Source organism: Micromonospora echinospora, from assembly GCF_014203425.1.
GTDB lineage: Bacteria > Actinomycetota > Actinomycetes > Mycobacteriales > Micromonosporaceae > Micromonospora > Micromonospora echinospora_A.
The window spans coordinates 5,832,700-5,853,135 of the sequence record NZ_JACHJC010000001.1 but is presented as its reverse complement, the minus strand read 5'-3'; the positions used below and the strand labels follow the sequence as shown (position 1 = coordinate 5,853,135).

The following is a 20,436-nucleotide window of genomic DNA, read 5'->3' as shown; positions in this document are numbered from 1 at the left end:
GGTGGCCCGGGTGGCCGATTCGGTCAGCCCGGCCGGTGGCGCAGGCCGTCCATGAGCAGGTCGAGCAGGCGTCCGGCCTGGGCGCGCTGGGCCGGCTCGCCGGCCACCAGGGAGACCCCGCTGAGGCTGGCGAGCACGTCGGCGGCGGCCACGTCGGCGCGCAGGACACCGGCTGCCGCGCCGGCCGCGAGCAATTCGCCGAGCGCGGCCCGCAGCAGGTCGCGGCTCTGCGCGTACGGGTTGGCGCCGGAGGCGATGACCAGCCGCAGCGCGTCGGCCATGCCCCGCTTGGTGGCGAGGTAGTCGACGAACCGGTCCATCCACGCCCGCAGCGCCACGTCGGCGGGCCGGGTGGCGAGCAGCGACGGCGCGGCGTCGCAGAGCTTCTCCAGCTCGTTGCGGTACGCCGCCTCGATGAGCGCCTCCCGGCTGGGGAAGTGGCGGTAGAGCGTGCCGATCCCGACGCCGGCCTCCTTGGCGACGCGATCAAGCGTTACCTCCGCGCCCGCCCGGGAAAACGCCTGCACCGCGGCGTCCAGCAGGCGCTGCCGGTTGCGCAGCGCGTCGGCGCGCAGCGGACGGTCGGGCACGGTTCCTCCTCGGCTCGACCGGGTCGCAGGCCCGGGTCGATGGTAACCGGAGTCCCCTCCGGTTATGCTGAGCAAGTAACGGAGGATCCTCCGCTTCTCATCGTAGCGGGCGGACATCGGTCCGCGTCGCCGTCGACAAGGATGGACCATGACAACCCCGACACCAGTCACGACCCCGTTCGGCTCCGAGACCACCGCCCTGGAAGTGGTCCGCGATCTGGACCTGACCGGCCGGCGGGCCGTCGTCACCGGCGGCGCCTCCGGGATCGGCGTGGAGACCGCCCGCGCGCTCGCCTCCGCCGGAGCGGACGTCACCCTCGCGGTCCGCAACACCGAGGCCGGTCAGCGCGCCGCCGCCGACATCACCGCCGCCACCGGCAACGACGGGATCCTGGTCGCCCCGCTCGACCTGGACGATCTCGCGTCGGTGGCCGCGTTCGTCCGGAACTGGGACGGCCCGCTGCACATGCTCGTCAACAACGCCGGCATCATGGCCTCCCCGGAGATGCGCACCGAGCAGGGCTGGGAGATGCAGTTCGCGACCAACCACCTCGGGCACTTCGCGCTGGCCACCGGACTGCGCCCGGCACTCGCCGCGGCCGGGGGCGCGCGTGTCGTCTCGGTCAGCTCGGGCGCCCATCTGCGCTCACCGGTGGTGTTCTCCGACATCCACTTCCGGCAGCGGCCGTACGACCCGTGGCTGGCGTACGGGCAGTCCAAGACCGCGAACGTGCTCTTCGCGGTCGAGGCGACCCGGCGCTGGGCCGACGACGGCATCTACACCAACGCGCTGATGCCCGGCGCGATCCGGACCAACCTGCAGCGCTACATCAGCGAGGAGGAACTGGCGCGGATGCGCAGCGGCAACGCGGCCGCCTTCAAGACCCCCGAGCAGGGCGCGGCGACCTCGGTGCTGGTCGCCACCTCACCGCTGCTCGACGGCGTCGGCGGCCGGTACCTCGAGGACTGCCAGGAGGCCGGACCGAACCAGCCCGGCACGCGGACCGGCTGGGCCCCGTACGCCCGGGACCCGGAGGCCGCCGAGCAGCTCTGGACGGTATCCGAGGAGCACCTGAAGGGCTGAGGCCGCAAACGACGAAGAGGGCGCGCGGCATGTCGCCGCGCGCCCCCTCGCCGTCTCGGATCTACAGACCCAGCTCGGCCTCGAAGTTGCCGGCCTCCAGCCGCTCCTTCACCGCGGTGAGGAAGCGGGCCGCGTCGGCACCGTCGATCAGGCGGTGGTCGTACGACATGGCCAGGTAGACCATCGACCGGATCGCGACGACCTCGCCCAGCTCCGGGTCGTTCACCACGACCGGGCGCTTCACCACAGCGCCCGTACCGAGCATCGCCGACTGCGGCGACGGCACGATCGGGGTGTCGAACAGCGCGCCCCGGCTGCCGGTGTTGGTCACCGTGAAGGTCGCCCCGGCCATCTCGTCCGGGGTGATCTTGTTGGCCCGGGTGCGCTCGGCCAGGTCGGCGATCCGCTTGGCGATGCCGCCCATGTTCAGGTCACCGGCGTTGTGGATGACCGGCACGAGCAGCCCGCGCTCGGTGTCCACGGCGATACCCAGGTGCTCCGCGGCCGGGTAGGTGATCGTCCCGCCCTCCAGGTCCATGCTGGCCTGGACGATCGGGTACGTCTGGAGCGCCTCGATCGCGGCCAGCGCGAAGAACGGCAGGAACGACAGCTTCACGCCGTGCTTGGCCTGGAACGACTCCTTCGCCCGCGCCCGCAGCTTGGCGACCCGGGTGACGTCCACCTCGACCACTGTGGTCAGCTGGGCCGTCTCGTGCAGCGACTGCTGCATCCGCTTGGCGATGGTGGCCCGGATACGCGGCAGCTTCTCGGTCGTACCCCGCTTGGCGCTCGGCTGCGGCTTGGCGGCCGGCTGGGCCGGCGCCTCCGCCTTCGCGGCCGGAGCGGCGGCGGCCGGAGCGGGCTTGGCGGCCTTCGCCTTCTCGGCCGCCTCCAGCACGTCCTGCTTGCGGATGCGGCCACCCACGCCAGTGCCCTTGACCGAGCCCAGGTCCACGCCGTGCTCGGCGGCGAGCTTGCGCACCAGCGGCGTCACGTACCCGGCGGCGTCCTCGCCGAACTCGGCCGGAACGCTCGGGCGCTGCGTGGCGGCCGGAGCGGACGGCTGCGCCGCCGCCTCGGCCTTGGCCGGCTGCGCGGCCTGCTCCGCCTCGGCGGCCGGCTCGTTGTAGGACGCGCCCGGCGTGGGCTCCTCGACCTTCGGCTTCGGCTTCGGCTCCGGCTTGGGCTCGGGCTTCGCCTCGGCCTTGGGCTCCGGCTTGGGCTCAGGCTTCGGCTCCGCCTTCGCGGGCGCGGCGCCGGCCACCCCGACGATCGCCAGCACGGCGCCGACGTCGGCGGTCTCGTCCTCGGCGACCTTGATCTCCTGCAGCGTGCCGGCGACCGGGGACGGGATCTCGGTGTCGACCTTGTCGGTGGAGACCTCCAGCAGTGGCTCGTCCACCTCGACGGTCTCGCCGACCTGCTTGAGCCAGCGGGTGACAGTGCCCTCGGTGACGCTCTCGCCCAGGGCCGGCATGGTCACCGGCGTACCCTCGCCCGACGACGCGGCGGGCTGGGCCGGCTCCTCGACGGCCGGCTGCTCGGCCTCGGCGCCCGGCTCGGCCGCGGCCTGCTCGGCCTGCTCCGGCTCGGGGCCGGTGCCCTCGGCGGCGGCCGTCGGCTCGGTGGCCGGCTCGGCCTCCTCGGTGGGAGCCGCGCCCGCGTCCTCGCCCTCGCCGGCGATGACCGCCAGCTCGCTGCCGACCTCGGCGGTCTCGTCCTCGCCGACCACGATCCGGCTCAGCACGCCCGCAGCCGGGGACGGGATCTCGGTGTCGACCTTGTCGGTCGACACCTCGAGCAGGGGCTCGTCGACTTCGACGGTGTCACCCTCCTGCTTGAGCCAGCGCGTGACGGTGCCCTCGGTGACGCTCTCGCCGAGCCGGGGCATGGTGACCGATACCGGCATGTTCTCCAGACTCCTTCATTCCCTGGTGGGATTCTCGCCCGTCGCCGGACGCCGCGGTTGTCGTGTCAGGCGTGCGCGTGCAGCGGCTTGCCGGCCAGGGCCAGGTGCGCCTCGCCCAGAGCCTCGTTCTGCGTCGGGTGGGCGTGCACGAGCTGCGCCACCTCGGCCGGGTACGCCTCCCAGTTGTAGATGAGCTGCGCCTCGCCGATCAGCTCACCGACCCGGGCGCCGACCATGTGCACGCCGACCACCGGGCCGTCGTCCACCCGGACCAGCTTCACGTGGCCCGCGGTCTTGAGGATCTGGCTCTTGCCGTTGCCGCCCAGGTTGTAGTTGTACGTCTTGACCTTGTCGGCGCCGTACTGCTCCTTGGCCTTCGCCTCGGTCAGGCCGACCGAGGCCAGCTCCGGGTCGCAGTAGGTCACGCGCGGGATGCCGGCCTCGTCGATCACGGCCGGGCTCTTTCCGGCGATCTCCTCGGCGACGAAGATGCCCTGCTGGAAGCCGCGGTGCGCGAGCTGCAGGCCGGGCACGATGTCGCCGACCGCGTAGACGTTCGGCACGCTGGTGCGCAGCCGCTCGTCGGTCAGCACGTAGCCGCGGTCCATCTTCACGCCCTGCTCCTCGTAGCCGAGGCCGGCGGTGTTCGGGCCACGGCCCACGGCGACCAGCAGCAGCTCGGCCTCGACCGTGTCGCCGCCCTGAATGGTCAGCTTCACGCCCTTGTCGGTCTTCTCGACCTTCTCGAACGGCTTGCCGACCTTGAAGTTGATCTTCCGCTTGCGGAACGCCCGCTCCAGCGCCTTCGACGACTCCTCGTCCTCGGCGGCGACCAGGCGGGGCAGCGCCTCGACGATGGTCACGTCCACGCCGAAGGACTTCCAGACGCTCGCGAACTCGACGCCGATCACGCCGCCGCCGAGCACGATCGCCGAGGACGGCACCCGGTCCAGGGTCAGGGCGTGGTCGCTGGTGATGATCCGCTCGCCGTCGACGTCCAGGCCGGGCAGGCTCTTCGCGTACGAGCCGGAGGCCAGCACGACGTTACGGCCGGTGTAGCGCTTGCCGTCGACCTCGACGACGTTCTTGCCGACCAGCTTGCCGGCGCCCGCCACGAAGGTGATCATCTTGCTGCTGCCGACAAGGCCCTGCAGGCCCTTGTACAGGCGGGAGATCACGCCGTCCTTGTACGAGTTGACCGCCTTCATGTCGATGCCCACCAGCTCGGCCTTCACGCCGAACTGCTCGGACTCGCGGGTCTGGTCGGCGATCTCGGCGGCGTGCAGCAGCGCCTTGGTCGGGATGCACCCGTTGTGCAGGCAGGTCCCGCCCAGCTTGCTCTTCTCGATGAGGGCGACGGAGAGGTCCAGCTGGGCGGCACGCAGCGCCGCCGCGTAGCCGCCGCTACCACCTCCGAGGATGACGATGTCGAAGGTCGTGTCGTTCGGCTCGCTCACATCCAACTCCCAGGTCGCGTCACTGCATCGGGGGTTACGGCGGAGTAACAGGCACACCCCACCTCGGTCATCTTGTCACCACCACGGACCGGGCGCGTACCGAGGTGCCCAACGACACGTCGGTGACACGTACCCTTGGCACCGTCCACGATGACGGCGCTGGGGGAGGAGTGGATTCGGTGGGGTTGTTCCGACGACGAAAGCGGGCCGCCCCGGCGAGCCGCGACCGTGCCGCCGACCGCGCCGATCTGGACCACTTGGAGAACTTCGTCCGGACCCGTAAGGGCGTCGAGGCGTACATCGAACCCCGTACGACGGTCACCGAGACCACGATCATGCTGATCGCCGACGACGGCGAGTGGACCCGGCGGCGTGTGGGCGGGCCGGACGAGGCCCGCCGCTGGGCGCACCGGATCGCCATCCCGATCTACGACGTGCGGCTGATGGGGTACCCGCAGCGCATGCGCGACTACAACGAGCGCCGCAAGCGCCGTCCCGAGCTGTTCTGAGCTACCTGAACCCAGGTGTTAAAAAGGGCCCCTTCTACAACGCCAGGCGTTAAGAAGGGGCCCTTCCTTACACGTCAGCCGTTGGCGGCGACGTCCTCGACGAGGTGCAGCAGCGTACGCACCGGCACGCCGGTGCCGCCCTTGGTCCAGTAGCCGGTCGCCTCACCCGAGTGGTAGCCCGGGCCGGCGATGTCGATGTGCGCCCACGCCACGTCGTCGGTGACGAACTCGCGCAGGAACACCCCGCCCTGGAGCATGTGCCCGGCCCGGTCCATCCCGGCGTTGACCTGCGAGATGTCCGCGACGTCGGACTCCATGCCCTTGCGCACGTCGTCCGGCAGCGGCATCGGCCAGGCCGGCTCGCCGGTCTCGTCGCCGGCCACCCGCACCCGCTCGCACAGCTCGGGGGTGCCCATCACACCGGCGATCCGCTTGCCCAGCGCGATCACCTGCCCGCCGGTCAGCGTCGAGGTCTCGAACAGGTAGTCCGCGCCGTCCGCGCAGGCCCGCGCCATCGCGTCGGCCAGCACCATCCGGCCCTCGGCGTCGGTGTTGAGCACCTCCACCTTCTTGCCGTTGTACATGCTGATCACGTCGCCGGGGCGGTAGCTGGTGCCCGACGGCATGTTCTCCGCCATCGGCAGGTAGCCGGTGACGGTGACCGACGGCTTGAGCGCTGCGACCGCCAGCATGGCCGCGCCGACCGCCGCCGCGCCGGCCATGTCCGACTTCATCTCCCACATGCCCTGGGCCGGCTTGATCGAGATGCCGCCGGTGTCGAACGTGATGCCCTTGCCGACCAGCGCGACCCGCTTGCCGTTGCCGCCGCCTGCGGGCGTGTAGGTGATCTTCACCAGCCGGGGCGGGGCCTCGGAGCCCTGGCCGACGGCGAGGATGCCGCCGTAGCCGCCGGCCTTCAGCGCCGCCTCGTCCAGCACCTCGACCTCCAGCCCGGCCTCGCGGGCGGCGGCGGAGACGACGTCGGCGAACGCCGGGGGACGCAGCTCGTTCGGCGCGGTGTTCACCCAGTCCCGGCTGGTCCGCACCGCGCCGGCCACCGCCTGCGCCCGGGCGACCTCGGCCTGCGCGGTCGCGTCGGCCGCGTCCGGCACCGCCACCAGCACCTCGGCCACCGGCTCGCGCCGGGCCGGCTGCGGCTTGGTCTTGTAGCCGGCGAACCGGTAACCGCCCAGCAGCGCGCCCTCGGCGACCGCGCGCAGCGCGGCCGGGGCGTCGGCGTCGTCGGGCAGCGGCAGGGTGAGGGCGACGCGCGGGGCGCCGGCCAGCGCCCGTACGGCCGCGCCGGCGGCCCGGCGCAGCGACTCCGGAGCCGGGGCGGCGCCCGAGGGCTCCGGGCCGAGCCCGACGGCGACGACCAGCGGCGCGGTCACCGTGCCCAGCGTGGCCAGCTTGATCACCTCGCCCGGGCCACCTGTCGCGCCGAGCAGAGCCAGCGTCTCGGTCAGCTTTCCGTCGAACGCGGCGGCGATGCTCTCCGCGCCGCTGGCCAGCAGCAGGGCGTGGGCGGGTGCGCCGCTGCCCGGCTCGGTGGTCTGGCTGTGCACGCCGATCACGATCGCGTCGACGGCGAGTTCGGCGGGGTCGGTGTCGACCAGGCTGAGGGTGGTACGGGGCGATGTCACGAAAGCTACTCCGGGCGGGCCGGGCCGGTCGCGACGTCGCGTACCGGCGATGAAGTTCTCTCCGGCGGCAACCTACCCGCCGGGAGGCGTGGCTGTCCCGCCGATGCGCGCCGACGGGATCCCGCCGATGCTAACCACAGTCGTCGCGGCCGGTAAGTTGCCACCCATGACCGAGGTGACCTCCGACGCCGCCGAGACCCGGCTGCGCCGTTCCCCGCTGCACGAGCGGCACACCGCGCTCGGCGCGAAGTTCGCCCCCTTCGGCGGCTGGCAGATGCCGCTGGAATACGCCGGTGGCGGCGTGCTCAAGGAACACACGGCCGTCCGCGACGGCGTCGGCGTGTTCGACGTCTCGCACCTGGGCAAGATCCGGGTCGCCGGGCCCGGCGCGGCGGACTTCGTCAACGCCTGCCTCACCAACGACCTCGGCCGGATCGCCCCCGGCCAGGCGCAGTACACGCTCTGCTGCGACGACGCCACCGGCGGCGTGGTGGACGACATCATCGCCTACCTGTACGCCGACGACCACGTCTTCCTGGTGCCCAACGCCGCGAACACCGCCGAGGTGGCCCGCCGGCTGCGCGCCGCCGCCCCCGAGGGCGTCACCGTCACCGACGAGCACGAGGCGTACGCGGTGCTCGCGGTCCAGGGCCCGCGCTCGGCGGACCTGCTCGGCGCGCTCGGCCTGCCCACCGGGCACGACTACATGAGCTTCTCGACCGCCACGCTGGCCGGGGTGGAGCTGACCGTGTGCCGCACCGGCTACACCGGCGAGCTGGGCTACGAGCTGGTCGTGGCGTCCGAGCACGCGGTCGCCGTCTGGGACGCGATCTTCGCGGCGGCCGACGACGTGCGCGCCTGCGGCCTGGCCGCCCGGGACACGCTGCGCACCGAGATGGGGTACCCGCTGCACGGGCAGGACCTCTCCCCGGAGATCACCCCGGTGCAGGGCCGCTCCGGCTGGGCGGTGGGCTGGGACAAGCCGGCGTTCTGGGGCCGCGACGCGCTGCGCGCCGAGAAGGCCGCGGGCCCGGCCCGTACGCTGCGCGGCCTCACCGCCGTCGACCGGGCCATCCCACGCCCCGGCATGGCCGTGTACGCGGGCGACAAGCAGGTCGGCACCGTCACCAGCGGCACGTTCAGCCCGACGCTCAAGCACGGCATCGCGCTGGCGCTGGTCGACACCGACCCGAAGCTGCCCGACGGCGAGGTGCTGGAGGTGGACATCCGTGGCCGTCGTGCCCGGATGCGCCTGACCAGGCCGCCGTTCGTCCAGCCCTCGGTGCGCTGAGCCGCGCGGGTCAGTCCTCGCCGCGCTCCCCGGCGTCGAGGACTGCCTGCGTCCAGCCGCCCTCCAGCACGCCGGTGCCGTCCAGCACCGCCCAGTCGACCACGTCCGACGCCTCCACCACCACGGGCGAGCCGATCCGCACGCTCGGGTCGGTGTTGGCGTCGCTGGCGCTGGCCGCGACGATCCGTTCCGGCGTGTCCCACGAGGTCACCCCGGCCCAGACGTACTCGGGGCCGTCGTCGCCGGGCAGCCCGTACTTGACCACGAGCTGGCTCTCCTCGGGCAGCCGCCCGGCCAGGAAGCGGGCCCGGATGTCGCCGAGCGCGGCTCGGGCCGTCTCCACCGCGCGGCTCATCGCGTCACCGGTGCGGGTGTAGCGCACGTCCGGCTGGATGCCGTTGAACAGCGTCGCGCAGGCGGCGGCGAAGTAGCGGCCGGGCGGCCCCGGATGGCCGGGCGGCGGGCCCAGGCTCAGGAACGAGTCGGCGTCCGGGTCGGTGGCCGGGTCCAGCTCCAGTCGCAGCAGCACCGGCGCGGTCGCGCCGTGCTGCTCCGGATTGCCGTACGCGACGGCGATGTCGTGCCCGGTCACCGTGGCCAGCACCGGCAGCTGCACGAACGCCGGCACCTCCTCGCCGGACAGGCCGTCGGTCCAGTCCCGCAGCAGCCGTCGGGCCGCGCCGGTCATCACCGCGCCCCAGGCCCGGGTCAGGTGGTCCGGCACGCCCTGGGCCTGCAACTCCAGCAGCCCGAACCGGCGCAGCCCCTTGGTGGTGAACCAGAGCCCGTCGGCGTCCGACGAGTAGGGCACCAGCACCCAGTCGACGAGCCGGATCCGGCCGTTGTCGTCCGGCAGGGAGCGCAGCGCGGCCGCCGGGTCGAGGAACTGGAGCCCGAAGACGTCCACCACGTCCCCGCCGACCGTCTCGGCGACCGCCGCGGCCACCGCGCGGGCGGCCCACTCGTGCGCGGGCGGCCAGCCCGGCCGGTACTCGGCCTGCACCACCACCAGGTGGGTGGCGGCGGCCAGCCGGGCCAGCTGCTCCTCGGTGGCGCCGAACGCGGTGAGCAGGTCCGGCGGCAGCTCGGGGAACTCGTCCACGGTCCGGGTGTCCACGGTCATCAGCGGGCTGTCGAGCATCTGCTTGGCCAGCCCGTGCACCGGCTCGGCGAGCCGGCCGGCCAGCCCTTCGACGGCGGTCTTCGGGCTCACCTTGGGCAGCCCGGTGATCGGCACCAGATAGGTCGCGTCGAGCGACTCGGGCACCGGTACCGGCAGGAAGTCGTCCGTGATGAGCATGCCGTCCCCCTCGACCGCGCCGGTGCACTCGCCCCGAACGCTACCCGCCCGGACCGGTGGCGTTCAGCCGGTCAGCACCAGTCCCAGGTAGGACAGCGTGGTGACGACCTCCACGAGCGCCCCGAGCACGTCGCCGGTGATGCCGCCGAAGCGGCGTACCAGGTGCCGGAGCAGCCCGGCCGCGACGGCGAGCGCGCCGAGCACGGCGAGCGGCCCCTGCCACGGACGGTCCGGGACGGCGGGCACGGCCGCCAGCGCGACGGCGACCGCGCCGAGCGCCAGCGCGCACCACCCGACCGTGCCGGCCACGAGCGCGCCCAGGCCCTCGGGCCGGGCCGCCGGCACCCCGCGGCGGCAGGCCAGGCCGACGGCGAGCCGTCCGGCCGCGCTCGCCGCGACCACGGCGGCGAACGCGGCGAGCGTGTCCCGCCCGGCCAGCTCCGCGAGCACCGCGCTCTGAAGCAGGAGTACGACCACGAGCGCGACCACCCCGAACGGGCCGACGTCCGGCTGCTTCATGATCTCCAGCGCGGCCGGACCACGCCGGTACGAGCCGAGCGCGTCCATGGTGTCGGCCAGCCCGTCTAGGTGCAGCCCGCGGGTGAGCAGCGCGCCCAGCCCCACAGTGACCACCGCGGCGACGAGCGGGGGCGCGAGCGCGCCGGTGAGCAGCAGCACCCCGCCGAGTACGGCGCCGAGCAGCGCGCCGACCAGCGGGGCGAGCGCCATCGCGGTGCCGGCGGCGGCCCGGTCGACCCGGCCGGCGCGTACCGGGGCAGTGGTGAACGTGGTGAGCGCCAGCCGGATGCCGTCGGCGAGCCGCGCCTCAGTCGGCACGTCGGCCGGGGGAGACCGGCTCGTCGGACCCGATCGTGGTCGGCCCCGGCCCGGCCGGTTCCGGCTCGGTGAAGTCCGGCTCTGTGAAGTCCGGCTCGTCCGGTCCGGTGCCGTAACCGGTGCGGTCGCTGTTGCCGCTGTCGTCGCCGCCGGTGCCGTCGCTGTTGCGGTCTCCGCTGTCGCTGTCGTCGCCGCCGAGTGACGGGTGTACCGGCAGCGTGGCGGCGAGCGTCAGCGCGGAGCGCAGCAGCGGCAGCGCGGCCAGCGCGGTCGCCCCCTCGCCCAGGTCGAGCCGCAGGTCCACCAGCGGCGTCAGGCCGAGCACGTCGGCGGCCAGGCGCACGCCCGGACGGCCGCCGTGGTCGGGCAGCAGGCACCAGTGCCGGGCCTGGCCGGCCAGGTCGCGGCTGACCATCGCGGCGGCGGTGCCGACCGGACCGTCCAGCAGCACCGGCAGCCGCCGCGCGGTGGCGCCGAGCAGCACGCCGGTGGCCAGCGCGATGTCGCCGCCGCCCAGCTCGGCCAGGATGTCCTTGGCCTCGCGCGGGGAGCGGCGGGTGCGGTGCAGCGCGTCGCGTACCGCCGCGCAGCGGACCATCCAGGCGGCGTCGTCGATCTCGCCCTGCTCGGTGACCACCCGGCCGAGCACAGTGGGCGGCTCCGCGCCCGCGGTGGCCGCGAGCACCGCCGCGGCGGCCGCCTCGGCGCCGGCTCCGCAGGCGGCCAGCACCAGCAGCCGTACCCCCGCGTCGGCGGCCTGCTCAGCGAGCCGCCAGCCGTAGCGCAGCGCCGCCTCGACCTCGTCGGCGGGCAGGGCCGGGCCGTACTCGATCGGCGCGGACGTGGGCGCCTCGACGATCTGGAGATCGGCGCGGTTCTCGGCGGCGAGCCGGGCCAGCGCGCCCCGGCCGGCGCGGGCCTGCCGGGCTCGGCGGGCGGACTCGCCGGGCACCGCGCCGGCCGAGGCGCCGCCGGCGTGGTCGCCGTGGATCAGCAGCACCCGCACGGCGTCCCACGGACGCGGGATCGAGGTGCCCTGGGTGGCGGCGGCGAAGCCGACCACCTGCTCCAGCACGCCGAGGCCGGCGCCGGGTACGTCGAGCGTGGCGAGCCGGTCGACCGCCTGCGGACCGGTGTAGTCGTCGGGCATCGGCAGTTCCATGCCCGGCTGGATCACCAGACCGGTGGCGATCATCGGCAGCGCCATGGTGGGGGCGGCCCAGTCACCAGTACCGGGCGCTTCCGGCGTGGCCGGGCCGGGCACCGGGGCGGCGGCCGGGGTGAGCACCTCGGGCAGCGTCACGTCCCCGGCGCCGAAGTCGGCCGGTACGGCCCGGCCGGACGTGGCCTCGGCGGGCATGGCCTCGGGCGCCCTGGCTGCCCCGAGCCCCGCGGCGGCGCCTGGATCGGTCCCGGGCGTCGCGGCGCGGCTCGGCTCCGCCTCGGGCGACGTGCCGGCGGGCGGCACGGTGTGCGCCGCGTGCGCGGGGGCGGCCGGCTTGAGCCACGCGGCCTGGCCGGCCACCACGAGCGCGACCGCGTCGCAGGCGTCGGCCACCGCGCGGTTCGTCGCGCCCAGCGCGTCGGTGAACGCGCGGCCCAGCGGCGTGGAGGGCACCAGGGACAGGCCCACCTCCGGGCTGACCAGCACCAGCCGGGCCTCGCTGGACCGGACCGCCGTGGCCAGCTCGGCGATGGTGGCGGTGTCGTCGGCGGGCTGGTGGGCCGGGTCGAGCAGCACCGTCACCCAGCCGCCCAGGTCGTCCACGATCAGCGTCTCGTTGGGCCCGGCGGTGGTGATCACCTCGGCGAGCCGGCCCGGGTCCGCAGCGGTCTCCTCGGTGGTCCAGCTCCCCGGCCGGCGGGCGCGGTGCGCCGCGAGGCGGGTCGCCCACTCGGTGTCCTCCGGGTCCCCGGCGGGGGCGGTGGCCACGTACCGGACCGTGGGCGCGTCGGCGACCAGCGACTCGGCGAACTCGGACTTGCCGGAGCGGATACCGCCGAGCACCAGGAGGGTGTGCCACCCGTCAACGGACATGCCCCGTACCTTAGATGCCGCCGCCCGGGCGGGGCAGTGAGAGGTGGCTCATCGCGGTCGGCGCTCGGGGGCCCCGAAGCGATAGTCGTTGGGATTCACGTCAACCGGCTTCGGATCCTCCTGCCAGGCTCCCTCGCCGGGGCGGGCGAGGAGCGCGTCGAGCAGCTCCTCCCGGTCCATCTCGTGGGCCGCCTCGATGCCGCCGCGTACCGCCATCGCCCGTACCTCCTCGGTGTCCATCTCCCGCAACGGCCGCATGGTGTCCTCCCTCGCTGGCGACGTCCCGGCGTGGATACCCCGCTGGTGACGGCCGAACCTTGCGGGCACCCGCGCGTCGGCCCGCGCCGGTCGAGGGGTGAAGCGTCGTGGGCGGGCGACTAGGCTTGCGGAGGTTTGGCGTCCTGCGGGACGACGGCGGCGAGGGGAGACGCGGCATGGCGTGGAGCTGGCGGTACGAGGGCACGAACGGCGACGCGGTCGACGGACCGGGTGAGTCGTTCCCGAGCCAGGCGGACGCCGAGTCGTGGATCGGCCAGACCTGGCGGGAGCTCGCGGCATCCGGCGTCACCACAGTCGTGCTGGTCGAGGACGACCGGGTGGACTACCGGATGAGCCTGCAACCCCCGGCCGAATGACCGGCTACGACCGCCCGGGCGAGCCGCTGGTCCTCGGCGTGCCCCGGGCGGCGTTCCGGCCGAGCCCGATCTTCCTGGCCCTGGTCGCGCTCTTCGTCGCCAGCGGGGTGATGACCTGGAACCGGTACGGCAACGTCCGGTTCGACGTGTTCCTCTTCGTGGTCTCCGGCTGGCTGGTCTCACTCTGTCTGCACGAGTACGCCCACGCCGTGGTCGCGTACCGGGCCGGTGACCGGGACATCGCCCACCGGGGCTACCTGACGCTCAACCCGCTGAAGTACACCAGCCCACTGCTGTCGATCGTGCTGCCGGTGGTCGTGGTACTGCTCGGCGGCATCGGCCTGCCCGGCGGCGCGGTCTGGGTGGACCGGCACGCCATCCCCGGCCGGCTGCGGCACACGCTCGTCAGCCTGGCCGGGCCGGCCACCAACGTGCTGTTCACGCTGGTGCTGGTGGCGGCCGTGGCGTGGGGCCCCGAGCTGGGCGGGCCGCTGGAGTTCTGGGCCGGCGTCGGGCTGCTCGCGTTCCTCCAGCTCACCGCCAGCGTGCTCAACCTGCTGCCGGTGCCGGGCCTGGACGGCGGCAACATGCTCCAGCCCTGGCTCAGCCCCGCCTACCGGCGGATGTACGACCTGTTCGCCCCGTACGGCTTCATCCTGCTGTTCGCGCTGCTGTGGAGCCCGCAGATCAACCGGGCGTTCTTCGGTGCCGTGTTCGCGGTCGGCGACGCGCTCGGGCTGCCGCGCGAGCTGTACCAGATCGGGTTCGCCCTGATCCGCTTCTGGCAGGGCTGAGCGTCGTGCGTCCCCGGGCCGGCGGTCGCGCCGGCCCGGGGAGGGGCGTCACGGACGCTGCGCCGGGCTCTCGGTCTTCGCCGGGTCCCGCTCGGTGACCGGCTCGACGATCTCGTCGATCGCCTTGAGCAGGTCGGCGTCGAGCTTCACGCCCGCCGCCTTCACGTTGTCGTGCACCTGCTCGGGCCGGGACGCGCCGACGATCGCCGAGGCGACGTTCGGGTTCTGCAGCACCCACGCGACGGCGAGCTGCGGCATGGTCAGCCCGGCCTGCTCGGCCAGCGGCTTGAGCCGCTGCACCCGGGTGAGCACGTCGTCGTTCAGGAACCGCGCGATGAAGTTCGCGCCGGACTTCTCGTCGGTGGCGCGGGAGCCGGCGGGCGGCGGCTGCCCCGGCAGGTACTTGCCGGACAGCACGCCCTGCGCCATCGGCGACCAGACGATCTGACCGATGCCCAGCTCCTCGCTGGCCGGGATCACCTCGGTCTCGATGACCCGCCACAGCATCGAGTACTGCGGCTGGTTGGAGATCAGCGGGATGCGCAGCTCGCGGGCGAGCGCGTGCGCCTCGCGCAGCTGCGACGCCTTCCACTCGGAGACGCCGATGTAGTGCGCCTTGCCGGAACGCACGACGTCGGCGAAGGCCTCCATCGTCTCCTCCAGCGGCGTGCTGTAGTCGTAGCGGTGGGCCTGGTAGAGGTCGACGTGGTCGGTCTGCAGGCGACGCAGCGAGCCGTCGATCGACTCCATGATGTGCTTGCGGGACAGGCCCCGGTCGTTGCGGCCCGGCCCGGTCGGCCAGTAGACCTTGGTGAAGATCTCCAGCCCTTCGCGGCGCTCACCCTTGAGCGCCCGCCCGAGCACCGACTCGGCCCGGGTGCCGGCGTACACGTCGGCGGTGTCGAACGTGGTGATGCCGCTGTCGAGGGCGGCGCGGACGCACGCGAGCGCGGCGTCCTCCTCGACCTGCGAGCCGTGGGTGATCCAGTTGCCGTACGAGATCTCGCTGACCATCAGGCCGGAGCGGCCCAGGTGACGGAATTCCATGGCCCGACCCTAGTCCTGGCGGGTCATCCCCGCCGTGCGGCTCACCCCGGCAGCAGCGCGTCCCGCATCCGGGCGCCGAGCCACTCCCGGAAGCTCTCCTCCGTCCACCCGCACCGCTGCACCAACGCCGCGTAGTGCGCCGGGTCGTTGTAGAACCACAGCGTGTCGACCGCGCGTTCGGTGCCCGCGCCCGCCCGTAGCGGACCGTCCAGGGTGAGCAGGTGGTCGACCACCATGGTGGCGCCCGCGCGACGGTTGCGCAGCAGCGTCTCCCACAGCTCGGCCACCTCGGGCGCCTCGTCCGCCGCGCGACGCACCGCCTCGAACGCGCCGGCTGCGCGGTGACCGATCAACGAGCAGACCCCGGCGTACGCGTCGAGCACCGCACCCTGGTCGGTCGCCTCCCAGACCGGCTGGAACCACGGGCGACGCGCCACCGGCACCGGCTCGTCGTCACCGGCGAGCGCCTCGTCGAGCACCTGGTGCAGCAGGGCGGCCTTGGAGCCGAACGCGGCGAACACGGTGGGCCGGGCGACGCCGGCCGCAGCGGCCACGTCGGCCAGCGACGTCGCCGCGTAGCCGTGTGTGACGAACAGGTGGGTCGCCGCCCGCACGACCGCCTGACGGGTACGCCGCGCGTTCTCCACGCGCACCGTCGAGCGGTAGGGGCGGGTCGCCTTGCCGTCCTTGACTCCAGCCATGACCTCGCGATACTAACAACGTATTCAGCAGACTGCTGACTATCGAATATCGCTCCGTTCATCCAAATCGGGAGGCCGTCATGTCCATCCGCCCCTACCTGCTCGGGCCCCACGACGGCGAGGCGTACTGGTTCCTCGGCAACCTGTGCACCCTGAAGGCCGGCGGCCGGCACACCCGGGACCGGCTCACCGTCGCCGAGTTCGTGAACCCGCCCGGCTTCGCCCCGCCGCTGCACCGCCACCAGGTCGAGGACGAGATGTTCTACCTGCTCTCCGGCACCGCCCGGTTCCTCTGCGACGGCCATATGCTCACCGCCGGGCCCGGTGACTTCGTCCTGCTGCCGGTCGGGCTGGCGCACACCTTCGTGGTCGGCCCGGACGAGCCGTTGCGCGCGCTCCAGATCACCACCCCGGCCGGGTTCGAGCGGTTCGCCGCCGAGGCGGGCGTACCGGCGCTCGAACGCCGGCTGCCCGACCCCGCCCCGATCGACCCGGCCGCGCTCGGGCACGCCGCCGCCCGCAACGGCATCGAACTGCTGGGCCCTCCGCCGTCGGCGTGAGGTGCGGGTCAGAGCACCGGGCTGGCGTCGGCGAGCAGCCGGTCGATCTCCGCGACCACCGCCGCGCGGCCGGGGTGCACCGGGTCGATGAGCGGCTCGCCGCGCCGGTCCAGCGCGCCCCATCGGCCCGACTCCGTGGCGACCAGGAACGCCACCGGATGCACCACCACGGTCGGGTACGCCGGCGTGACCACCACCCGGCCGCTGCGGTCCACCACGCCCCGGCGACCGGCCAGCTCGATTACTGCCAGGCCGTCGGCGGTGAACCCGTCCACCCTCCGCCCGTCGGCCAGCGGCGTACCGAGACCGTGGTACCGGGTCGGCACCACCACCTCGCCGGTGAGGTCCACCGCGCCCCAGCCGCCGTTCTGCCGTACCGCAGCCAGGCCGTTGCGGAACGGCCTGACCTCCTCGTACCCGGGCGGGATCCGCACGATGTTCATCCGGTCGACGGCCATCCAGCGGCCCTTGCCGTCCATCGACACCCAGGACAGCCCTTCGGAGAAGGCGCCCACCGCCCGGTAGCCGTTGTTCGCCTCGATCAGCGCCGCGCCGGACGTGTCGATCAGCGCCCAGCGGGACGCCTCCGGACGCCGTACCCAGGCCAGCCCTTCGTGGAACGGCTGCGCCTCGGCGTACCGGTGCGTGATCACCATCTCGCCGTCGGCGTTCGCGTACCCCCAGAGCTGCTGCTCCTCGTCGAACGTCGCCACCGGGAGACGCGGGGCGCCGAGCACCTCCTCGGGCCGGCGCGGCGCGGGACCGAAACCGTCGGCGGCGGCCCGCTCCGCGACCGCGTCCAGCGCCACCTCGACGCGCGCGTTCATCGGCGCGTCCTCGCCGTGACGCAGGTCCAGCGCCCGCTCGAAGTGCAGGCACGCCTCGGTTAGCCGGCCCTGGTCGTAGCAGCTCCGCCCGGCGTGCTCGTGCAGCAGCGCGCGCAGCGGGTCCGGCAGCTCCGGCGAGTTCGCCTCGGCGAAGAGCCGGTCGGCCTCCGCGTGGTCACCCCGCCACCGCAGCGCCTCGGCCAGGCGGGCGCGGGCCAGTGCGCTACGCCGCAGCTCACCTGTCGATTCCGCGTACGTGACGGCCAGCCGCGCGTCCCCGAGCGCGTCGTCCAGGTCGCCGAGGATCCGCGACGCCACCGCCCGCAGGCTCAGCAGCCGGGCCCGGCCACGGTTGTCCAGTGTGGTGTCGAGCTTGCCGGTCAGGCCGTCCCGGATCAGCCGCAACTGCGCCGGATCGGGCGCCTCCTCGCGCAGCGTACGCGGATCCAGCCGCCAACCGACCGCGGCGAGGGCCTGCTCCGGGTCCGCCGGCGGCGGTACCGGCGGCTCGGCGTCCGCTTCGGCGTCCGGTTCTTGTGTACGGGGAGTCGGCGCGTTGTCGGTCTGACCGGTCGGCGCGTCGGTCGGCTCGGGTGGTGTGGGCTCGCGGTCGTGCTCCGGGTCGACGGCTGCGGCGTCGGTGTGGGCTGCGGGCTCGCCGCCGGTCGCGGGTTCGGCGGGTGCGGGGTCCGGGTCACCGGTCGCGTCGGTCGGCGTGGTCTCGTTGCCGGAGTCGTCGCCCGGCCCGGCGGAAGGGGTGCCGGCGGGCTCCTGTTGCGGCGCTGCGATGTCGGTGGTGTGGTCGGTGTCGGCGGGTTCCGGCTGCGAGGTTGTGATGCCGGTGCGCTCGGCGGCGGCGGGGATGCCGACGGGCTCCGGTTGCGCGGCTGGGAGGTCGGTGCGGTCGCTGTGGACCGGGGTGCCGACCGGCTCCGGCGCGGCGGCCCTGTCCTCGGTGTGAGCGGACCCGTGCGGGTCGTCGGTTGCCGTCGGTTCCGTCGGTGCCCCACCGATGGCCTCTGATGCCGCTGCGCCCCGCGTGGCTCCGGCGTCGACGGAGGGAGTGGTGCCGTTCGGCGCGGAATCCGATGTGGGCGCGGTCGCGCCGGGTGCCGCCTCCACAGTGACCGGCGGTTCGGCGTCGGTGACCGGCCCGCCGCTTGCGGTGTCGGCGGACATGCGATTGCCCGCGTTCTCGCCGCCGGAGGCGGGCCCGGCCGACGTGTCCAGGCGTCCGGCCGCCGGGTCGGTGGTCGTTCCTCGCTCCGCCGGTGTGCCACCGGCTGGCACGTCGGCGCTCGGTGTGGGGCGGGTCGGCGCGTCGGCGGTGCTTGTGGATGTGCTGGTGCTGGTGCTGGTGCTGGTGCTGGTGCTGGTGGCGGCCGGTGCAGCCGGTGTGTCGTTGCTGGTTGCGGCGTCGGACGGGGTGGTGACGCCGGTCCCGGGCAGCGTCGAGGCCGTGCCCACCCCGTCCGCACCCGCCCCGGAGACACGGGCCGACATTGCGGCGGCATCTCCCGCTGGCGCCCCTGGGTGGGGCGTCGCCGGCTCAGCTCGGTCCGCCGAAGATCTTGGTACGAAATGGCCCCCAGGGGGGCCGAAATCTTCCAAGATCTCCGGCGGTTTCGGAGCCTCGGCGGCGACCGGGGTGGTGGGCTGGCTGGGGCGGAACCATGCCTCGGGGCCGGAGTCCGTGGCGGGGGAGGACGGAGTGGTCGTCGTCTCCGCATGGGGGTGCTTGGCTTGCTCCGACGGCTCGTGGGTCCGGTCGATGGCCGGGCCGGTTGCCGTTTGCCCTGTTCCGGGCGTGGGCTGGGGGGTGACTGTGGCGTCGGGCCGGTTGGTCTCAGTGGCCGACGTGGACGGAGCGCTCAGCTCGGACTCGCGACGACCGGCATCCGCCCCCGGCGTGGCTCCGGCGTCCGGTCCGGCTTCGGGCTCGCCGGTGGCGACGGGCTCGTCGCCGGGCCGGGGCGCGGTCGGGGCGGGGTGCTCCACCGAGTCGGCGGGCCTGGCGTCGGTTCGCTGCTCGACCGGTCCGGCCGACGTGGGTACGGCCGGCCTGTCGGCGGTCTGCTGTGCGGGCACGGAACCCGGGTAAGCGGGTGGTGCCGGGCGAGCCGTCGCGGCCTGGGCCGGGCTCACCCGGTCGGTAGAAGGCGAGCCGGGACGCTCGCCGGTCCGGTCCTGCGGCGGCGTGGGCCGAGTCGCCCCCTCGCTACGGCCCGTTGCTCCCGGGCCACCCGGACCCTGTACTCCGGCAGCGGACGCGCCGAAAGCGGACGCTCCCGACGTGGACGCGCTGGTCGTGGGTGCGGCGGACTTGGGCGCGCCGGAGTTGGGTGCGTCGGAGGTGGACGCGCCAGGCGCGGGTGCGTCAGAAGCGGGGGCGTCGAACGTGGGCACTCTGGACGTGGGTGCGCTGGTAGTGGACGCGCCGGACGCGGGCGCTGCGGATGTGGGTGCGCCCGAAGCGGGCACACGGGAAACAGCCGGACCGGAGACGGGTGGACCGGAAACAGCCGGACCGGAGACGGGTAGATCGGAAACAGCCGGACCGGAATCGCGCACCCCGGAAGGCCGGTCTCCGGCAACTGGTACACCCGAAGCGGGCGCACGGGAAATGGGCGCGTCGGAAGGCGACGCGGCGGGGGTGACCGCGCCGGAAGCGGGAGTGCCCGCGACGGACACGCCGGCCTGCGGCTCAGGAGATGCCGGACGCGGGGTGTCGCCGGTCCGAGGCGTGGCCGAGCCTTCCCCGGAACGGCCGGGCGCGGCCGACGGCGGCACCGGATCAGGGCGTCCCGGGGCGACCCGGGGACGGTCGTCGGGGCGGGTGTGTGCGGCCGGTTCGACAGGTCCCGTCTCCCGGCCGTCGGCGACTCGGGGCGGCGGGTGACCGGCAGGCCGCACCGGCCACTGCACCGGCGGCGTCGACCTGCGCTCGTCCGGCGGGGCCGGCCTGCGTGCATCCGGCGACGACCGGCGGTCGTCCGGCTGCGCGGGACTCCGGTCGGGCGATCCCGGCCGGGGGGAGTCCGGCCGCGTCGGCCACTGCGGGGCAGGGGCCTCGGGGCGGGCGGCAGCGTCGGGCTGCGACCGACCGGGCTCGGGGCGGGGCATGGCGGTGGGCGGCCGGGTGGCGGAGGGCTGGGAGCGCGCCTCGTCGCGGTGACCGGCGAGGTCGGACTGATTGCCCGGACCGGTCGGCCGG

At 74.1% G+C, this 20,436-nt stretch carries 17 protein-coding genes; 6 read left to right on the top strand and 11 right to left on the bottom strand.

The features are described 5' to 3' along the window. Positions 1 to 23: 23 nt before the first annotated feature. Positions 24 to 590 (bottom strand): TetR/AcrR family transcriptional regulator, encoded by a 567-nt coding sequence (locus FHU28_RS26130; protein ID WP_184687005.1) that lies wholly within the window; start codon positions 588 to 590, stop codon positions 24 to 26. 148 nt (positions 591 to 738) lie between these two features. On the opposite strand from FHU28_RS26130, the gene FHU28_RS26125 reads away from it, so the two are divergent. Beyond that, a complete protein-coding gene (locus FHU28_RS26125) occupies positions 739 to 1,674 on the top strand; it encodes an SDR family NAD(P)-dependent oxidoreductase (protein WP_184687004.1) in 936 nt (311 codons plus the stop codon). A 61-nt stretch (positions 1,675 to 1,735) separates the two neighbouring features. Here the strand turns inward: FHU28_RS26125 and sucB are convergent, their stop codons facing one another. Continuing rightward, positions 1,736 to 3,583: a 2-oxoglutarate dehydrogenase, E2 component, dihydrolipoamide succinyltransferase gene (gene sucB, locus FHU28_RS26120; protein WP_184687003.1), complete on the bottom strand. Its 1,848-nt coding sequence runs from the start codon at positions 3,581 to 3,583 to the stop codon at positions 1,736 to 1,738. Positions 3,584 to 3,648: 65 nt separating this feature from the next. Beyond that, positions 3,649 to 5,040, bottom strand: a complete 1,392-nt coding sequence (gene lpdA / locus FHU28_RS26115; RefSeq protein WP_184687002.1) for a dihydrolipoyl dehydrogenase — start codon at positions 5,038 to 5,040, stop codon at positions 3,649 to 3,651. Between the two features lie 179 nt (positions 5,041 to 5,219). Between lpdA and FHU28_RS26110 the strand changes: the two genes are divergently transcribed. Then, positions 5,220 to 5,549 (top strand): hypothetical protein, encoded by a 330-nt coding sequence (locus FHU28_RS26110; protein ID WP_013287729.1) that lies wholly within the window; start codon positions 5,220 to 5,222, stop codon positions 5,547 to 5,549. 74 nt (positions 5,550 to 5,623) lie between these two features. On the opposite strand, the gene FHU28_RS26105 is transcribed toward FHU28_RS26110, so the two are convergent. Beyond that, positions 5,624 to 7,192 (bottom strand): leucyl aminopeptidase, encoded by a 1,569-nt coding sequence (locus FHU28_RS26105; RefSeq protein ID WP_184687001.1) that lies wholly within the window; start codon positions 7,190 to 7,192, stop codon positions 5,624 to 5,626. A gap of 166 nt (positions 7,193 to 7,358) precedes the next feature. On the opposite strand from FHU28_RS26105, the gene gcvT reads away from it, so the two are divergent. Further along, positions 7,359 to 8,483, top strand: coding sequence for a glycine cleavage system aminomethyltransferase GcvT (gene gcvT / locus FHU28_RS26100; RefSeq protein ID WP_184687000.1), 1,125 nt, complete (start codon positions 7,359 to 7,361; stop codon positions 8,481 to 8,483). 10 nt (positions 8,484 to 8,493) lie between these two features. On the opposite strand, the gene FHU28_RS26095 is transcribed toward gcvT, so the two are convergent. The 4 genes from FHU28_RS26095 to FHU28_RS26080 all read right to left on the bottom strand — a co-directional run bounded on the left by FHU28_RS26095 (position 8,494) and on the right by FHU28_RS26080 (position 12,916). Next, a complete protein-coding gene (locus FHU28_RS26095; protein ID WP_184686999.1) occupies positions 8,494 to 9,783 on the bottom strand; it encodes a DUF2314 domain-containing protein in 1,290 nt (429 codons plus the stop codon). Positions 9,784 to 9,846: 63 nt separating this feature from the next. Next, on the bottom strand, positions 9,847 to 10,620 hold the full coding sequence (cobS, locus tag FHU28_RS26090) for an adenosylcobinamide-GDP ribazoletransferase (RefSeq protein ID WP_184686998.1): 774 nt from the start codon (positions 10,618 to 10,620) through the stop codon (positions 9,847 to 9,849). Next, positions 10,610 to 12,658 carry a bifunctional adenosylcobinamide kinase/adenosylcobinamide-phosphate guanylyltransferase gene (locus FHU28_RS26085; RefSeq protein WP_184686997.1) on the bottom strand — a complete coding sequence of 683 codons (2,049 nt, stop codon included), beginning with the start codon at positions 12,656 to 12,658 and terminating at the stop codon, positions 10,610 to 10,612. Before FHU28_RS26085 ends, cobS begins: the two co-directional genes overlap by 11 nt. 48 nt (positions 12,659 to 12,706) lie before the next feature. Beyond that, positions 12,707 to 12,916 (bottom strand): hypothetical protein, encoded by a 210-nt coding sequence (locus FHU28_RS26080; protein ID WP_184686996.1) that lies wholly within the window; start codon positions 12,914 to 12,916, stop codon positions 12,707 to 12,709. A gap of 176 nt (positions 12,917 to 13,092) precedes the next feature. Here FHU28_RS26080 and FHU28_RS26075 point away from each other — a divergent pair, with 176 nt between their 5' ends. Both FHU28_RS26075 and FHU28_RS26070 read left to right on the top strand, forming a co-directional pair. Next, entirely contained in the window at positions 13,093 to 13,293 is a 201-nt protein-coding gene (locus FHU28_RS26075) for a hypothetical protein (protein WP_184686995.1), read from the top strand. After that, positions 13,290 to 14,087, top strand: coding sequence for a site-2 protease family protein (locus FHU28_RS26070; protein ID WP_184686994.1), 798 nt, complete (start codon positions 13,290 to 13,292; stop codon positions 14,085 to 14,087). Before FHU28_RS26075 ends, FHU28_RS26070 begins: the two co-directional genes overlap by 4 nt. A 48-nt stretch (positions 14,088 to 14,135) precedes the next feature. Here FHU28_RS26070 and FHU28_RS26065 read toward each other — a convergent pair whose 3' ends face one another. Next, entirely contained in the window at positions 14,136 to 15,134 is a 999-nt protein-coding gene (locus FHU28_RS26065) for an aldo/keto reductase family protein (protein ID WP_116507616.1), read from the bottom strand. A 41-nt stretch (positions 15,135 to 15,175) separates the two neighbouring features. Further along, positions 15,176 to 15,835, bottom strand: a complete 660-nt coding sequence (locus FHU28_RS26060) for a TetR/AcrR family transcriptional regulator (protein WP_184686993.1) — start codon at positions 15,833 to 15,835, stop codon at positions 15,176 to 15,178. A gap of 80 nt (positions 15,836 to 15,915) precedes the next feature. Between FHU28_RS26060 and FHU28_RS26055 the strand changes: the two genes are divergently transcribed. After that, on the top strand, positions 15,916 to 16,395 hold the full coding sequence (locus FHU28_RS26055; protein WP_184686992.1) for a cupin domain-containing protein: 480 nt from the start codon (positions 15,916 to 15,918) through the stop codon (positions 16,393 to 16,395). A gap of 8 nt (positions 16,396 to 16,403) precedes the next feature. Here FHU28_RS26055 and FHU28_RS26050 read toward each other — a convergent pair whose 3' ends face one another. Continuing rightward, positions 16,404 to 18,725, bottom strand: coding sequence for a WG repeat-containing protein (locus tag FHU28_RS26050; RefSeq protein WP_260413648.1), 2,322 nt, complete (start codon positions 18,723 to 18,725; stop codon positions 16,404 to 16,406). Positions 18,726 to 20,436: the final 1,711 nt, after the last annotated feature.

Excerpts from the sequence above, each read along its gene's own strand:
- FHU28_RS26125 (WP_184687004.1), top strand. The coding sequence starts at position 739 with ATGACAACCCCGACACCAGTCACGACCCCGTTCGGCTCCGAGACCACC.
- sucB (WP_184687003.1), bottom strand. The coding sequence starts at position 3,583 with ATGCCGGTATCGGTCACCATGCCCCGGCTCGGCGAGAGCGTCACCGAG.
- gcvT (WP_184687000.1), top strand. The coding sequence starts at position 7,359 with ATGACCGAGGTGACCTCCGACGCCGCCGAGACCCGGCTGCGCCGTTCC.
- FHU28_RS26095 (WP_184686999.1), bottom strand. The coding sequence starts at position 9,783 with ATGCTCATCACGGACGACTTCCTGCCGGTACCGGTGCCCGAGTCGCTC.
- FHU28_RS26085 (WP_184686997.1), bottom strand. The coding sequence starts at position 12,658 with ATGTCCGTTGACGGGTGGCACACCCTCCTGGTGCTCGGCGGTATCCGC.
- FHU28_RS26080 (WP_184686996.1), bottom strand. The coding sequence starts at position 12,916 with ATGCGGCCGTTGCGGGAGATGGACACCGAGGAGGTACGGGCGATGGCG.
- FHU28_RS26075 (WP_184686995.1), top strand. The coding sequence starts at position 13,093 with ATGGCGTGGAGCTGGCGGTACGAGGGCACGAACGGCGACGCGGTCGAC.
- FHU28_RS26070 (WP_184686994.1), top strand. The coding sequence starts at position 13,290 with ATGACCGGCTACGACCGCCCGGGCGAGCCGCTGGTCCTCGGCGTGCCC.
- FHU28_RS26065 (WP_116507616.1), bottom strand. The coding sequence starts at position 15,134 with ATGGAATTCCGTCACCTGGGCCGCTCCGGCCTGATGGTCAGCGAGATC.
- FHU28_RS26060 (WP_184686993.1), bottom strand. The coding sequence starts at position 15,835 with ATGGCTGGAGTCAAGGACGGCAAGGCGACCCGCCCCTACCGCTCGACG.
- FHU28_RS26055 (WP_184686992.1), top strand. The coding sequence starts at position 15,916 with ATGTCCATCCGCCCCTACCTGCTCGGGCCCCACGACGGCGAGGCGTAC.
- FHU28_RS26050 (WP_260413648.1), bottom strand. The coding sequence starts at position 18,725 with ATGTCGGCCCGTGTCTCCGGGGCGGGTGCGGACGGGGTGGGCACGGCC.